The 15388-nt window shown below is 74.8% G+C and carries 11 protein-coding genes and 1 riboswitch; of the genes, 4 read left to right on the top strand and 7 right to left on the bottom strand.

The annotated features are described in order from the left end of the window. Positions 1-66: 66 nt before the first annotated feature. Together thiH and MXD62_RS16355 are read right to left on the bottom strand one after the other, a co-directional pair. A complete protein-coding gene (gene thiH, locus MXD62_RS16360) occupies positions 67-1233 on the bottom strand; it encodes a 2-iminoacetate synthase ThiH (RefSeq protein ID WP_112105915.1) in 1167 nt (388 codons plus the stop codon). Continuing rightward, entirely contained in the window at positions 1233-2129 is an 897-nt protein-coding gene (locus MXD62_RS16355) for a thiazole synthase (RefSeq protein ID WP_248830113.1), read from the bottom strand. Before MXD62_RS16355 ends, thiH begins: the two co-directional genes overlap by 1 nt. Further along, a riboswitch (TPP riboswitch) is annotated at positions 2124-2238 on the bottom strand. (Overlaps the previous gene by 6 nt.) A gap of 274 nt (positions 2239-2512) precedes the next feature. On the opposite strand from MXD62_RS16355, the gene pknB reads away from it, so the two are divergent. Together pknB and MXD62_RS16345 are read left to right on the top strand one after the other, a co-directional pair. Then, complete coding sequence (pknB, locus tag MXD62_RS16350; RefSeq protein ID WP_248830112.1) at positions 2513-4471, top strand: Stk1 family PASTA domain-containing Ser/Thr kinase; 1959 nt, start codon at positions 2513-2515, stop codon at positions 4469-4471. Positions 4472-4660: 189 nt separating this feature from the next. Then, positions 4661-6907, top strand: a complete 2247-nt coding sequence (locus MXD62_RS16345; protein WP_248830111.1) for a DUF5667 domain-containing protein — start codon at positions 4661-4663, stop codon at positions 6905-6907. Between the two features lie 42 nt (positions 6908-6949). Here MXD62_RS16345 and MXD62_RS16340 read toward each other — a convergent pair whose 3' ends face one another. The 5 genes from MXD62_RS16340 to MXD62_RS16320 all read right to left on the bottom strand — a co-directional run bounded on the left by MXD62_RS16340 (position 6950) and on the right by MXD62_RS16320 (position 12624). Beyond that, positions 6950-8308: a class II 3-deoxy-7-phosphoheptulonate synthase gene (locus MXD62_RS16340; protein ID WP_248830110.1), complete on the bottom strand. Its 1359-nt coding sequence runs from the start codon at positions 8306-8308 to the stop codon at positions 6950-6952. An 81-nt stretch (positions 8309-8389) separates the two neighbouring features. Continuing rightward, a complete protein-coding gene (locus tag MXD62_RS16335) occupies positions 8390-9415 on the bottom strand; it encodes a 6-phosphofructokinase (protein ID WP_020459439.1) in 1026 nt (341 codons plus the stop codon). 143 nt (positions 9416-9558) lie between these two features. Then, entirely contained in the window at positions 9559-10095 is a 537-nt protein-coding gene (locus MXD62_RS16330; protein WP_248830109.1) for a polyadenylate-specific 3'-exoribonuclease AS, read from the bottom strand. An 85-nt stretch (positions 10096-10180) separates the two neighbouring features. Beyond that, the gene (locus MXD62_RS16325; RefSeq protein WP_248830108.1) at positions 10181-11578 is read right to left on the bottom strand and encodes a hypothetical protein; all 1398 of its coding nucleotides are present in this window, start codon (positions 11576-11578) and stop codon (positions 10181-10183) included. Positions 11579-11682: 104 nt separating this feature from the next. Then, positions 11683-12624, bottom strand: a complete 942-nt coding sequence (locus tag MXD62_RS16320; protein WP_248830107.1) for a 1-acyl-sn-glycerol-3-phosphate acyltransferase — start codon at positions 12622-12624, stop codon at positions 11683-11685. 737 nt (positions 12625-13361) lie between these two features. On the opposite strand from MXD62_RS16320, the gene MXD62_RS16315 reads away from it, so the two are divergent. After that, a complete protein-coding gene (locus MXD62_RS16315) occupies positions 13362-14180 on the top strand; it encodes an alpha/beta fold hydrolase (protein ID WP_248830106.1) in 819 nt (272 codons plus the stop codon). Beyond that, positions 14173-15306, top strand: a complete 1134-nt coding sequence (locus tag MXD62_RS16310) for a hypothetical protein (RefSeq protein WP_248830105.1) — start codon at positions 14173-14175, stop codon at positions 15304-15306. The genes MXD62_RS16315 and MXD62_RS16310 overlap by 8 nt, the downstream gene beginning before the upstream one ends. The last annotated feature ends 82 nt before the right edge of the window (positions 15307-15388 follow it).

The raw sequence follows: 15388 nt of genomic DNA, 5'->3' as shown, positions 1-15388 counted from the left end.
CCGCTAGTCGCGCTGCCCACAACGGCGGGCGGCGCGGGCTCGCCGCGACGGAGGATCGCCGGTCGGTCAGCCGGTGGCGTCGACCAGCGGGAAGGCGTCCTTCCACACGGGCTCGTAGCCGGCGCCGACCAGCATCGCGGCGACGTCCGCCGGGGAGCGCTCGTCGGAGATGGAGAACTGCTCCTGCGCCGTCCCGGGCCGGCCGTACCCGCCGGGCTCGGTGGACGAGCCCGCGCTCATCGTGGTCACCGCGATGCGGACCAGGCCGTCGCGCAGGGCCGCCGGCTCGCGGGTCGACAGCGAGATCGCCGCGTCCGGCTCGAACAGCCGCAGCGCCGCGTGCGCCTGGACGAACTCGGCGTCACCGACGACGACGGTCGGTGGGAAGCCACTGGCACTCGGCTTGATCCTCGGCAGCGCCACCGAGACCTCCGTCCGCCAGAAGCGGCGGGCGAGGAAGGATGCGTGCGCGGCGAGCGCGAGGACGTCGGCCCGCCAGTCCGGCGCCAGGCCGAGCAGGACGCCGAGGCCCAGGCGGCGGGCGCCGGCGCGGGCCGCCCGCTCGAAGGAGGACAGCCGGCGGTCGTAGTCGCGCTTCCACCCGGCCACGTGCACCTGCGCGTAGCGCTCCCGGTCGTAGGTCTCCTGGTAGTGGACGACGCCGTCGAGCCCGGCCGCGACCAGCCGGCTGTAGGTGTCGTCCGACCAGGTCTGGGTCTCCACCGAGATCGAGGGGACGAACGGCCGCAGCCGCTCGACGACGTCCACCAGGTACCCGGCGGAGACCTCGACGCGGTGCTCCCCGGAGACCAGCAGGATGTGCCGGAAGCCGCGGTCGGCCAGCAGGCGCGCCTCGGCCTCGGCCTCGTCGACCGTCAGGGTGCGCCGGGCCACCTCCAGCCCCTTGGCGAACCCGCAGTAGGTGCAGGACGACAGGCAGGCGTTCGACACGTACAGCGGGGCGAACAGCCGCACCGCCCGGCCGAACCGGCGCAGCGTCGTCTCCCGTGCCGCCTGCGCCAGCTCCTCCAGCCGCCCGGTCGCGGCCGGCGACAGCAGGACGGCGAGGTCGGCGATGTCCAGCCGGCCGCCGGCGTCGGGCCGCCCGGCGGCGACGGCCCGGCGCAGGACGGCGTCGACCCGCGCCTCGTCGGCCTCGACCGAGACACGGGCGAGCGCCGGGATGTCGAGCGCGGCGAGCTCGCGGGCGAACAGCCCTGCCGGGCTGGCCATCAGCCGGCCCCGCCGGGCAGACCGGGCAGGCCGCCGGGCACCGCGCCCAGGAAACCGGTGAGCGGAGAGGACGCCTCGGCCACGGTGGCGCTGCCCGCCCGCGGTCTGCCGGCGAGGTGGGCCATCCGCCCGGCGGTGGTCGCGAGCGCGAAGGCCCGGGCCATCGCGACCGGGTCGGCGGCGATCGCGATCGCCGTGTTGACGAGCACCGCGTCCGCCCCGATCTCCATCGCCTCGGCGGCGTCGGAGGGCGCGCCGATGCCGGCGTCCACCACCACCGGGACCCCGGCGGTCTCCACGATCGCCTCGATCGCGTCGCGGGTGCGCAGGCCGCGGTTGGAACCGATCCAGCTGCCCAGCGGCATCACCGTGGCGCAGCCGGCCTCCTCGAGCCGGCGTGCCAGCACCGGGTCGGCCGAGCAGTACGGAAGCACGGTGAACCCGTCGGCGACCATCAGCTCGGCGGCGCGCAGCGTCTCGATCGGGTCCGGCGCGAGGGTGCGCGGATCCGGCGTGACCTCCAGCTTCACCAGGGACGTCCCGGTCGCCGCGCGGCCGAGCCGGGCCAGCCGCAGCGCCTCGGCCGCGTCCTGCGCGCCGGAGGTGTTCGGCAGCAGCGTCATGCCGGCCGGGACGAAGTCGAGCACGTCGCCCTCCCCCGCGCGGCTCAGGTCGACCCGGCGCAGGGCGACGGTGACGATGTCCGCGCCCGAGGCGACCAGGCTGTCGCGCATGACCGGATGGCTCGCGAACTTGCCGGTGCCGACGAGGAGCCGGCTGGCGTAGACGGTGCCGGCGATCCGGAACGGGTCGGGATGACCGCGCTCCGAATGGTCGGACTCCGGATGGTCGGACTTGTCCGGCTCGCGTCGGACCTCGGTGACCCGCTGTGTCATCAGATGGTTCCTCCCCACGCGCGCATGACCGCGATCGGGTTATGCGGGTCGCCGGCGGCATGCTGGCCGGCCTCTCAGCCCGCGTCCGCGGGCTCCCCGGTCACGCCACAGTCTAAGCCGCCGCGCGCGGCGGACCAGCGGCTCCGGCGAACCCGGACAGACAACGCGTCCCGTAGCGGCCTCCCGTCGCGGCGTCACAGGGCGCGCCCACGCGAGATCGACCGGCCCCGACCGAGCGGCCGGGGATCGAACGCACGGCTGGAATTCCAGATTTTGTGACGAACATCCCGCCCGTTCGGGTACATCTCATAGCCAATTGCGCAGTAAGACCACTGTCTGGCCGATCGGGCGGCCGATCGTAAACTGTGCATGTGGATTCCACCGTGGCCGACCCCGTCATAGGTCGTCTCCTGGACGGGCGGTACACCGCCCAGGAGCGGCTCGCCGTCGGCGGGATGGCGACGGTGTACGTCGCCCATGACAACCGGCTCGACCGGTTCGTCGCCCTCAAGATCATGCATCCGAACCTCAGCCACGACCCGGAGTTCGTGGCCAGGTTCCACCGGGAGGCGAACGCGGTCGCGCGGCTGAACACGCCGTGCGCCGTCTCGATTCTCGACCAGGGGTCCGACACCAGCCCGGCCGGTGTCCTGCACTACCTGGTGATGGAGCTGGTCCGCGGGCGCTCGCTGCGCCAGCACCTGGGGATGCGCGGGCGGCTCACCGTCGCCGAGGTCGTCGAGATCTTCGAGCCGGTGGCCGAGGCGCTCGCCGCGGCGCACGCGGCCGGCATCATCCACCGCGACATCAAGCCGGAGAACATCCTGCTCGGTGACGACGGCCGGGTGAAGGTCGCCGACTTCGGCCTGGCCCGGCCGGTCACCAATCCCACGGCGGCCCTCACCGGCGGAGTGGTGATGGGGACGGTCGGCTACCTGGCCCCCGAGCAGGTCACGCACGGCACCGCGGGCATGCGCAGCGACGTCTACGCGGCCGGCGTGATGCTGTTCGAGATGATCACCGGCAACCTGCCGCACACCGGTGAGACGCCGATGTCGGTCGCCTACCAGTCGGTGCACGGTGACGTGCCGGCGCCGTCCACGGTCGTGCCGGACGTCCCCGCCGAGCTGGACGCGCTGACGCTGCGGGCCACCGCCCGCGACCCGAACCACCGGCCGGCCGACGGCGCCGCGCTGCTGGCCGAGTTGCGCGCGATCCTGCCCTACCTTCCGGCGCCGGACGCCGGGGAGGAGTACCACTCCGGCTTCACCGGCCCGCTGGCGGCGCCGCCGCGTCCGGCACCGCCCCGGCCGCCCGCCGGGCCGCAGGTCGCCCCGACCAGCATGCTGGGCACGGGCTCCGGCTCGTCCTCGGGCGGGCGGCGGCGGGCCCAGCGGTCGGGGCCCGGCTCGCGGCTGCCGGTCGGCCCCGCCGTCATCGCCGCGGTGGTCGTCGTGTGCCTCGTGCTCGGGGTGCTCATGCTGCGGTCGCTCGTCGGCGGCGGGAAGCCCGAGGTACCAAAGCTGATCGGCCTGGCCAAGGCGGACGCCGAGCAGGACCTGCGCGACGCCGGCCTGGCTTTCACCTACGGCGCGGAGATCGCCAGCGCCCAGATCCCGCAGGGGCACGTCGTCGAGCAGGACCCGAAGGATGGCGCCGCGGTCAGCGACGGCGCCGTCGTGACGCTGCGGCTGAGCTCCGGCGTCCCCAAGGCCACCGTGCCGGACCTCGCCGGCCTGACCGTCGACCAGGCACTGCCGAAGCTGACCGAGGCGAAGCTGGCGGACGGCGGGCGCAGCAGCGAGGCGAGCGACACGGTGCCGCAGGGCCAGGTCATCCGTACCGAGCCCGCGGCCGGGGCGGTCGTCGACCCGAGCACGTCGGTGAAGCTCGTGCTCAGCAGCGGGCCGTCCTCGGTCGCCGTCCCCAGCGACATCATCGGGATGACCTTCGACGAGGCCAAGGCGCGCCTCGACTCGCTGAACCTCAACCTCACGGTCCAGCAGAGCAATGTCGCCAGCGACAGCGTGGATCCCGGTCATGTGGTCCGCTCGTCGCCCGACCCCGGCCAGCGGGTGAACGCCGGCGGGGCGGTGACGCTCTTCGTCGCCCAGGAGGCCGACTCCGGGGACGGCGACGGCAGCGGCGTCATGGTCACGGTCCCGAACGTGGTGGGCAAGTCCTGGTCGGACGCCGAGCGCATCCTCAACCGCCTCGGGCTCAACGCCGACCGGTCGAACTGGTTCGCGGAGCGGGTCACGGGGCAGAGCCCCAAGGCCGGCCGCAAGATCGAGAAGGGCAGCACCGTCCATCTCAAGACGGAGTTCCGCGTAGGCAACTGATCCCTGGGCCGGGTGCGGGCCGGAGCGTGAGTTCCACCTGACACCGATTGCGGCACGCTGCGAGGAGGCCACTCGTCCCCGTGACGAGACACGCCCGGGATCGCGGTTACCGGCACCCCCGATCGGGTACGGTCGATCTTCACCGGGACCGCGGGCCGGGGCAGGGGAACGAGGAGCGCGGGGGGCGACGTGGCGGCAGGGCGCGGACCGCGCTGGCGCGGCGGGCGGGCCGGCCGCGCCGCCGAGGTGCTCGACGGCCGGCGTGAGCCCCTCGACGAGACCGAGCTGCAGCTGGCGCGCGCGGTCGCGACCCTGCGGGCGCTGCCCGGTGCGCTGCCCGCGCCGGCGATGTCCCCCCGGGTCCGCGCCGAGATCCGGGCGATGCTCCTCGCCGAGCCGATCGGCGCCCGCGGCACCCACGAGGTTGGTGCGGGCAACGGCAGGGAAACCGTCGGCGCGACTGAGAGCACCCGGCGGGCACAGCCGACCCGACCGGCCCGGCCGACCCGACCGGCCCGGCCGGCTAGACCGGCTCGTCCGGCCCGGCCCGCCGCGCTCGTCACCCGGCCAGGCGGGATGGGCGTCCGGCAGGCGTTGCGCGCCGCCCGGCCGGCCCTGATCGGGGCACTGGCCGCCTCGGTCGCGACGGTGGGCGTCGCCGTGAGCGCCGAGCAGGCCCTGCCCGGTGAGCTGCTCTACGGAGTGAAGCGGCAGGTCGAGCAGATTCAGGTCAGCCTGGCCGGCAACCGCGTCGATCGCGCCAAGATCCATCTCTCCGTCGCCCGGAACCGGATGGACGAGCTCGCCGCGGTCGTCCATCCGGCAGCCCGGCCACCCGCCGGCACGCGCACCGGCTCCCCCGCCACCGGCGGAACCACGGCTGGCCTCGGCCCAACTGACGGCGCCCCAGCTGACGGCGACCCAGCTGGCGGCGACCTGGCCGGCGGCGGTGCCGCCGGATCGCCCTCGGGCCAGCCACTTTCAGCAACGACCCCGGGCCCCGGATCTGCCGGGGTGCCGCCGACAGAGGCGGCGCCAGAGCAGACAGGCGAGCCGGTCGCGGGCGGCCTGGTGCGAACGGGCGAATCGGTGCCGGCGGGCGCCGCGACCCCCGATCCGGCCGCTTCCTCCCCGAGCCACGCGGCGCCCGAGGGACGTCCGGCCACGGACGGGGACATCGGCACGGTGACCAGGCTGCTGCGCGACTGGTGCGACGAGGCCGGGGCGGGGAGCACGGTCCTGATCGAGGAGGCGCTCGCGGGCAGCCGCGACGCCCGGGCGACCCTGAACGAGTTCGCCGCGGACCAGTCGACGCGCCTCGAGGCGCTGTTCGACGCGCTGCCGACCGGCTCGGTACCCGGCGCGGACAAGGCTCGGCAGATCATCCACGACGTCGACTCGGCGCTGGCCGTCACCGCCCCGGAGGCCGACGGGCCGTCCGGGGCCGGCACCGCGGCGAGGCACGGCGGCATGACGGCCGGGACGGCGAGCGGCGGCACCTCACCTGACCCGACCGGCCGGGCACGTTCGGCCGACGGGATGACCAGCCCGACGGTCACTGAGCGCGGCGACTTCCAGCGACAGTCCACCGGGCCGCGGGCTACGGCGCCCGTGCCGACCGTCCCCGCGGCGATCGGCGGCATGGCCGGCGGGTTCCTCCCCGGCCTGCCCTTCCTCACACCGGCACAGTCACTGACACCTGACCAGCCATCGGCGTCCGACAAGCCGTCAGCGCCCGACCAGCCAGCGGCATCCGGGCAGGCGTCGACGCCCACGCCCGCATCGCCGCCACCCGGCACGGTTCCCGGAGATCCGGGCGCCCCGCCGGCGGACCGGTCGGCATCCGACCTCCCGCTTGTTCTGGAACCAGAGCCGTCGGCACCGCCGCCGACGGGCGGGCATCCCGGCGGCGGCACGTCGACACAGCCCTCCCCCACGACGCCGCCGGACGTCCTCGAGACGTTCGACGCGCCCGCGAAGGCGGTCGGCCCCGGCGACGACCCCGCCGGTGATCCCGCCGGTGATCCCGCGGTCGACGATCACGCCGGTGGCGGGGCCGAGCAGACTCCGGCGGACGGTTCGTGGTCGGACGGTCCGCGGCCCGAGGTGTCCCCCGTCGCTCAGCCGTCACCGGCGGCGTCGGACGACCCGCTGGCGGAGAAGGCCGTCTTCGGGGAGTGGGCGGCCGAGGCCGCCCCGGACAGCACGGAACCGCCCAGCCCCGAGACAGCCCCGACCGCCGGGACGACGCCGACCAGCTCGACGACACCGACCGGCGAGGCGGAGCCGACCGGCGGAACCGCGGTCACCCCGAAGACCACGGTCACCCCGAAAAGCACGGTCACTTCGAAGACCACAGCGAGCGCGGCAGCCACCCCGACGACCGAGGCCACCGAGGACGTCACCGGAGGGAACGCGCCGGCCGGGCAGCCGTGACCGCCCGCCCCGGGCCTGTGCCAGGGGCGGGCGGGACACCGGTCAGCGGGTGTGTGTGTCGCGCTCCGCGCGGGCCTGCTGCAGCGACTCGGCCACCAGGAAGGCCAGCTCGAGCGCCTGGCCGGTGTTCAGCCGCGGATCGCAGGCCGTCTCGTAGCGGCCACCGAGGTCGGCCTCGCCGATCATCTCCGCGCCGCCGAGGCACTCGGTGACGTTCTCGCCGGTCAGCTCGATGTGCAGGCCACCGGGGTGCGTCCCGAGCCCCTTGTGCACCTCGAAGAACCCGAAGACCTCGTCGAGGACGTCGTCGAAGTGCCGGGTCTTCACGCCGCCGACGTCGCGGGTGTTGCCGTGCATCGGGTCGCACGACCACACCACGGGGTGCCCGGCCGAGTTCACCTTGTCGATGATCGGCGGGAGGGCGTCGCGCACCCGCTTGGCGCCCATCCGCGCGATCAGCGTCAGCCGGCCGGGGACGTGGTCGGGGTTGAGTCGCTCGGTGAGCGCCACGACCTCGTCCGGCGTCGCCTTCGGGCCGATCTTGCAGCCGATCGGGTTGCCGACCCGGGAGAGGAAGTCGACGTGGGCGCCGTCGAGGTCACGGGTGCGCTCACCGATCCAGATCATGTGCGCCGACAGGTCGTAGACCTCGCCGGTCGACTCCTCGGTGCGGGTGAGCGCCCGCTCGTACTCCATCAGCAGGCCCTCGTGGCTGGTGAACATCTCGACACCGGTCAGGGCCGCCGTGCGGTCCGGGTCGATGCCGCAGGCGGCCATGAACGCCAGCGCCCGCTCGATGTCGACGGCCATCAGCTCATAGCGGCGGCCGGCGGCCGAGTCGCGCACGAACGCCTTGTTCCACTCGTGAACCTTGTGCAGGTCCGCGAAGCCGCCGGTCGCGAACGCCCGCACCAGGTTCAGCGCGACGGCGCTCTGGTGGTAGGCGTCGACCATCCGCTTCGGGTTCGGACGGCGGGCCTGCGCGTTCGGCGTGATGTCGTTCACCGCGTCGCCCCGGTAGGAGGGCAGCCCGGTCGAGGCCTCGATGTCGGCCGAGCGCGGCTTGGCGTACTGGCCGGCGATGCGGGCCACCTTGACCACCGGCGTGCTGGCGCCGTAGGTCAGGGCGACCGCCATCTGCAGCAGGGTCTTGACCTTGTCGCGGATCTTGTCCGCGGTGTTGGCCGCGAAGGTCTCCGCGCAGTCACCGCCCTGGAGCAGAAACGCCTCGCCGCGGGCCACCATCGCGAGACGGTCGGTCAGCGAGCGCACCTCCGGCGCGGTCACCAGCGGCGGCAGGGCCGAGAGCTCGGCGAACGCTGCCGCCAGCTCCTCCTGGTCGGGCCAGGAGGGCTGCTGCCTGGCTGGGAGGCTCCGCCAGATGTCCAGGTCGTTGCTCACGAGTCACCAGGGTACGGCTACGGCGCCGACATCTCCCGCGGTTTGTGCCGGCCGGTCGAGCTCCCCTCATCCACCGGCACGTCAGCCGAAGAAGACCTCCGCCTCGCCGTAGAGGTGCTCGGGGACGGTCTTGAGCTCGCCGGTCGCCTCGCTGAGCGGAACCCGGTCGATCCGCGTGCCGTGCAGGGCGACCATCGTCCCGAAGTCGCCCTCGTGCACGGCGTCGACGGCGTGCAGCCCGAACCGGGTGGCCAGCCAGCGGTCGAAGGCGGTCGGCGTCCCGCCGCGCTGGACGTGGCCGAGCACCGTCGCCCGGGTCTCCCGGCCCGTCCGGCCGCGGATCTCGGTCTCGAGCAGGCCGGAGATGCCCTGCAGGCGCACGTGACCGAAGGCGTCCAGCTCGCCCTCTCTGGCCATGGCGGTGCCGGCGATCGGCCGGGCGCCCTCGGCCACCACGATGATCGGCGCGTAGCGGGTGGCGAAGCGCTGCTCGACGAAGGCGCAGACCTTGTCGATGTCGAAGGGCCGCTCGGGGATGAGGATGACGTTCGCGCCGGCCGCCATCCCGCTGTGCAGGGCGATCCACCCGGCGTGGCGGCCCATCACCTCGACGACGAGGACGCGGTGGTGGCTCTCCGCCGTCGTGTGCAGGCGGTCGATGGCCTCCATCGCGATGTTCACCGCGGTGTCGAAGCCGAACGTGTAGTCGGTCGCGGAGAGATCGTTGTCGATCGTCTTCGGCACCCCGACGACCGGGATGCCCTCGGCGTGCAGGCGCGCGGCGGCGCCGAGGGTGTCCTCGCCGCCGACGGCGACGATGGCGTCCACGCCCGTGCGGTCAAGGGTCTCCCGGATGCGGGACGGACCGTCCGCCGAGGCGAACGGATTCGTCCGGCTGGAACCGAGGATGGTCCCGCCGCGGGGCAGGATGCCGCGCACGGCCGTCACGTCCAACGGGACGGTGTCGTTCTCCAGTGGTCCGCGCCAGCCGTCCCGGAACCCGACGAAGCTGTGCCCGTAGACGCCGACGCCCTTGCGTACGACGGCACGGATCACCGCGTTCAGACCAGGACAGTCGCCACCGCCGGTCAGCACACCGATCTTCACGCCCCAGGGCCCTCTCTGTTCGAGTCGCCCCCGATCTGCGGCACATCTGCCGGCGGCAGCCTAGCTCCCCGGAGACCCCGACCAGCCCCTCACCGTAAACACGGCGTGGCCACTCAACCACGTTCCGCCGGCTGATCGTTCCGTCAGTTGGCGGAGTGCCCGGGCGCCCTCGGGGCGAGCTCGGCGCGCAGCGGCGCGAGGACGGCCCAGCGGGCCAGGTTGTGCCGCGCGTCGGCCAGCGCGTCGTGCGCGTCGGGCGGCGGCGGCGGCAGGCTGGGGCTGCCGACGTCCTCCCAGAGCTGGCGCAGGTCCCGGGTGAACCGCGGCAACCGGCGCGGCAGCGCGGGCATCTTCCCGAAGAGCTGGCAGAGCACGACATGGTCGTAGGCGGCGTACCAGGCCCACAGCTCCGGCGAGCCGTTCGCCGTGAGGAACTGCGCCACCTCGTCCCGGATCCGCTCCCGCGACATCCAGGCCGGGCTGGACGGCGATGGCAGGCGGTCCAGGACGTTGCGGCGCACCCAGGGGACGGCGTGCGAGGGGTCGAACTCCGTCGAGACGGCGTAGAGCTCCCTCGTCCCGTCCTCGCTGACGATCCCGATGCTGACCAGGTCGAGCCAGTGATGGCCGCCGTCGTCGCGCTCGATGAACTCGGTGTCGTAGAAGAAACGGCCGCCCACACCCCCAGTGTGCTCCGCCCCGCCGACCCGCCGGAGACCGCCCGCCCCCAGCCGGGGTGCCGGCCAGGGGCCGGGGCGGCGCTGGTCAGCGGCGGCGTAGCCGGAGGAAGACGGGGCCGAGCACGGCGGCCGCCATGGCGGCGCCCAGCAGCGGAAGGACCAGCAGGAGCAGGACGGGGTCGGAGTCGTCGGCCGCGGAGGTCGCCGCGGGTGCCCCGGACGGCGGCTGCCCCGCCGCCGCGCCGGCGCTCCCCGGCCCCGCTCCCGGGGCGGCGGCGCAGGTGGCGCCACCCGCACGGGTGGGCGCGACCGGCGCCGGCGCGCCGGCGGCAGGCGTCACCTCCACGCTGACCCGGGTCGCGCCCGCCCCCGCGACCACGCACAGCACCCCGGCTCCGGGCGAGGAGGTGACCTGGCCACCGGTGACCCGCGCCTGGTAGCCCGACGGATAGGCCCACGCGGGCAGGACGACCGCCGTCGCCGTGCCCGGGGCGAACGTCCCGCCGCCGGCCCGGGACGGCTGGTAGACGAGACGGAAGACGCCCGCGCCGTCGCGCTTGAACGACTCCGGCGTGCCCGCCACAGCGGCCGGGTAGGGCCGCACGATCTCCGCCGGGGGCGCGGTGAGCGCCCGCACCTCACCTGGTCCGATGCCGGTCGCGGAGGACTCGGCGGCCGGGCCGTCGAAGAACCAGCCAAGCCCGAACGCGTCCCCGGCATCGGCCAGCGCGGCGGCCCGGCGCGCGGAGCCGTCCACCCAGCCGGTGACGTACCCGGCCCCCTCGGCGGCCGCGACCCGCGCCGCGGGGTCGAACGGCGCCGGCTGCTCGACCCAGAGCGTGTGGTTCGTGTCGACGGCCCGCACGGCGCCGGCGAGATCGGCCGAGCCGACCCCGGCCGGCACCTCGTAGCCGATCAACCCGGCCACCCCGCCGAAACGGCCGGCCAGGCGGGTCAGACCGGACGTCAGATCCGCGGCCGAGGGGGTGTAGCCGGCGGCGCCCGGGACGATCCGCAGCACCACGGTGAACCCGCGGCCGGCCAGCTCCCGGACGACCGCGCCCGCCTGGTCGAGGCCGCCCAGCTCCCGGTCGCCCGGTGGCGGGGCCTCGCCCGACGGCGGGAACAGTCCGCCACGGGTCATCGGGATCTCCAGGCGCAGGCCGGTGAAGCCGAAGTCGAGCCACTGCGCGATCTCGCCGGCGGTGGGGACCCGCCCGGCCGGGACGGTGACACCGCGGGGCAGGACGACCCGTCCGGCGCTGTCGGTGAGGTGGGTGCCGGTGCGCGTCACGGTGCCCGGCGGGACCTGGGTGGCCACGGCGGTCGGCGTGCCGGCACCGGCACCGCCGGGCACGGACGCCGGCGGCTGGGCCGGGGTGGACGTCGAGACCCGCGCGGTCGTGGCGGCGGCCCGGCCGGACAGGCCTATCCCGACGTAGGACGGGAGGGGGGCGGCGACGAGGGCGGCCGCGAGCACCACCGTCGCCCACCTGGCCGGGCGGCCGCCCCGGCGGCCGTCTCCCTTTCGCGAACCACCCGCAAAGCCGCGCACCGTGCAATCTTGCCGTGCCGGCGCGGAACCGCTCAGACCGCCCTACGAACCGGCGGCTCACCGGCAGGGGGTACGGCGCCGGGAGAGGCGCCGGGAGAAGAGTCCCCTGCGCGCCGGTCCTGCAGCGGACGCGGACCGTTCTCGGACCGCGGGCCGGTCTCGGACCGCGAGCCGGCCTCGGAGCGTGCGGTGGTCTCGGAGCGCGAGCCGGTGTCGGGCCGCGGGTCCGGCTCGGATCGGGTGCCGGCCTCGGGGCGCGGGTCGGCCGGCGCGGCGGAGGCTGCCTGCGCCTCGCGGGCCGCGGCGAGCTCCTCCTTCCGCCGCTGCGCGTACATGTCGACGTACTCCTGGCCCGACAGCGACATCAGCTCGTACATGATCTCGTCGGTCATGGAGCGCAGCACGAAACGGTCGTCGGCCATCCCGGCGTACCGGCTGAAGTCGAGCGGACGGCCGATCCGGATGCCGACCCGGCGGATCCGCGGGACGAGCCGGCCCAGCGGCTGGACCTCGAACGTGCCGATCATCGCGACCGGGATCACGGGCACCCCGGCCTCCAGCGCCATCCGGGCCACGCCGATCTTGCCGCGGTAGAGCCGGCCGTCGGGCGAGCGGGTCCCCTCCGGGTAGATGCCGAGCAGCTCGCCGTTGCCGAGTACCCGCACGCCCGTGCGCAGCGCGCCCTCGCTCGCCTTCCCGCCGCTGCGGTCGATCGGGACCTGGCCGACGCCGGAGAAGAACTTCCGCTTGCTCCAGCCCTTCAGCCCGACACCGGTGAAGTAGTCACTCTTCGCGAGGAAGGTGATCCGCCGCGGCACGACCAGCGGCAGGAAGAAGGAGTCGAGGAAGCTCAGGTGGTTGCTCGCCAGGATCACCGGCCCACGCGCGGGCACGTGTTCGAGACCCTCGACCCACGGACGCCAGAACACCCGCAGGATCGGCGTCAGGATGGCCTTGACGACCCAGTACAACACGCAAGCTCCCCGCTTCGTCGCACCACCGCCCTCTGGCGGCATTCCCGGACGTCCGCGCCCGAACCCACCCGACGGCCGGACGCGTGCCCGACACGGTGAGTCAGGGCGAGCGCCACGACCTCGGGACGAGGATCGGACATGAACGGGTTGCCCGGGGTGACCATATGGACCCCTCACGACGTCGTCCACCCACGCGGCACAGACGTCGGTGTGTCATTGTCCGGCGCGGGCCCGGCGAGCCGGGAGCGGGCCCGCCGCGGGCCACGGCGAGAGCCGGCCCGGCCCACGCCGGGCGGGCGGATCTCCATCGATCCCACCGACCTCACCCGACATCCCGTACCCCGACGTCCCGCCGACATCACGGAGACATCACGGAGACGTCACGGAGACGTCCCGCCGACATCCTGCCGGCCGGTGCCGGTGGGAACGCGCCGGGAGCACGCGGAGCGCACCGGAGGGAACACACTCCGGCGACGACCGGTTCGTCCGGGATGATGGAAAGGCGCACGGCCATGGCCAGTCGGCCCGGGGCGTGCGAGCATGCGAAGGTCGGCGTCGTTTCCCAGCACGGCGACGGACGGCAGGTGACAGTCGGGTGACTGGCGGTCGCTGCCGGCCGACAGGCGATGCGGGCCGGCGGTCGACGCCAGCCGGCGCACGCACGGTCACGGAGGCGCCCACGTCATGAACCGCGGCGGGCGCGTCGCGGGCGCTCGACGCGGAGGGAGCGGATCACCATGGCGGGAGTCCCGGAGCCGGCGATCCTGCCCGGCGCCGAGCCCTTCGATCTCGACGGCGGTGGTGGCGACGGCGCGGGTGTGCTGCTCGTGCACGGCTTCACCGGCTCGCCGCAGAGCATGCGACCGTGGGGTGATCATCTCGCCGCGGCCGGCCTGCGCGTGAGCTGCCCGCGGCTACCCGGCCACGGCACCCGGTGGCAGGACATGACCACCACGACCTGGCAGGACTGGTACGGCGCCGCGGACGCGGCCTTCGGCCGGCTGAGCGCCTCCTGCGACCGGGTCTTCGTCATGGGCCTGTCGATGGGCGCGACGCTCACGCTGCGCCTCGCCGAGGAGCACGGCGACAAGGTCGCGGGAGCGGTCACCGTCAACGCCAGCCTCGGCACGGACCGGCGGACGGCCGCGCTGGCGCCGCTGCTGTGGCGGATCCTGCCGACGGTGCCCGGGGTCGCGAACGACATCCGTGATCCCGCCGCGACGGAGGTCGGCTACTCGCGTGTTCCGACCAGGGCGTTCGCCTCGCTGCGCGAGCTGTGGGCGGTGACCCTGGCGGACCTCGGCCGGGTGGTGTGCCCGGTGCTGGCCTACCGGAGCGTGACCGATCATGTGGTCGAGCCGACGTCCGGGCGCCTGCTGCTCGCGGGTCTCACGTCCGCGCCCGCCGAGGAACGGCTGCTGCACTACAGCTACCACGTGGCCACCCTCGACCACGACAAGGAAACGATCTTCAAGGGGAGCATCGACTTCGTCGCCGCGACGCCGGGGCCGGCCGGCTCCGGCCAGCCCGAGCCGAGGCCGGGCCGTCATGCCTGAGAACCCGGCGGGTTTCGGGCAGCCGGACGCTGACCCCGACGAGATCCCCACCGAGCCGACGTCACCCCCCGCGACGGGCGCGGCAGCGGCGGCGGATCAGGCGGCTGCCGGTGGTTCAGGCTCCGCGGGAGCCCCCGGCTCAGGCCGTCCGGTGGAGTCGCCGAACGCGGAAGCGGGAGCTGCCGGCTCTGGCGAGGGACGAGAGGACGGCACGGCACCGGATGCCGGTTCGCCGCAGGCGGCTGGTTCCCCCGATACGGCTGGTTCCCCGGAGGCGACTGGTCCGGACGCAGCTGGTTCCCCGGACCGGGGGGCCACGCGCGCCGACACCGCCTCACCGAGCCTGACCGACAGCGGGGCGGACGCGGCGGGCCGGCGGACCCCCCGGGAGCGCCGCTCACCGGCCGCCGACGAGGCGGCCTTCCTCGAGCTGATCGCCCGGTTCGACCAGGAGCCGCCGCCAGGCGAGCGGCTGTGGCCGGCCGCCGAGGACATCGACGAGCCCCGACGGCCGTCCGTCATCATCATCAGGCCCGCGGGTCGGCAGCCCGACGGCATGCCGCCGGACGGGCGCCACCTCGCTGGCGACGACACCGACCCGGGCACCGAGCGCACCGAGCCGGCGTCCCCGCTCGGCCGCGGCACGGACGGTGCCGCCCCGGTGGATCTCGACGGATCGAGCGAGGACCGCCCCAACGCAGGCACGGGCCGCCAGGGCGAGGCCGGGGCCGACGACGAAGCGGACCGCGCGGGAAACAGCCGCGGGCGGGACAACCGCTCCCCGCTCGACGGCATCGCGGGGCTCGACGCCGCCGTGCGGGCCGCCTTCGGCACCGCGGGTCGCGACGCTCCCGAGTATCCGGGCGCGGACGACGGCGATCACTACGTGCCGCCACCGCCACCGCCGGTCCCGAAGCTGCGGCCGGTCACCCGCTGGGCGCTGGGCTCCATCGCGCTCGGCGTCGCGATCCTGGTGGTCCCGACCCTGATCGGGCTCAACCAGTCACGTTCCCAGGACGTCGCGGGCGTCCTGCTCATTCTCGGAGGCGTCGGGACGCTCGTGGCCCGCATGGGCGACCGGCCGCCGACGGACTTCGACGGACCGGACGACGGCGCGGTCGTCTGATCGCGGCCGCCCGGGCGCGGGCCCCGGGGGGGCGGGGCGGGGGGCGGGGGGGCCGGCCCCCGCCCCGGCACCGGCCGCGCGG

The sequence above is a fragment of the Frankia sp. Mgl5 genome (assembly GCF_023242985.1).
Taxonomy (GTDB): domain Bacteria; phylum Actinomycetota; class Actinomycetes; order Frankiales; family Frankiaceae; genus Parafrankia; species Parafrankia soli.
This window is presented reverse-complemented; position numbering and strand designations above follow the sequence as displayed.

Excerpts from the sequence above, each read along its gene's own strand:
- MXD62_RS16310 (WP_248830105.1), top strand. The coding sequence starts at position 14,173 with ATGCCTGAGAACCCGGCGGGTTTCGGGCAGCCGGACGCTGACCCCGAC.
- thiH (WP_112105915.1), bottom strand. The coding sequence starts at position 1,233 with ATGGCCAGCCCGGCAGGGCTGTTCGCCCGCGAGCTCGCCGCGCTCGAC.
- MXD62_RS16355 (WP_248830113.1), bottom strand. The coding sequence starts at position 2,129 with ATGACACAGCGGGTCACCGAGGTCCGACGCGAGCCGGACAAGTCCGAC.
- MXD62_RS16315 (WP_248830106.1), top strand. The coding sequence starts at position 13,362 with ATGGCGGGAGTCCCGGAGCCGGCGATCCTGCCCGGCGCCGAGCCCTTC.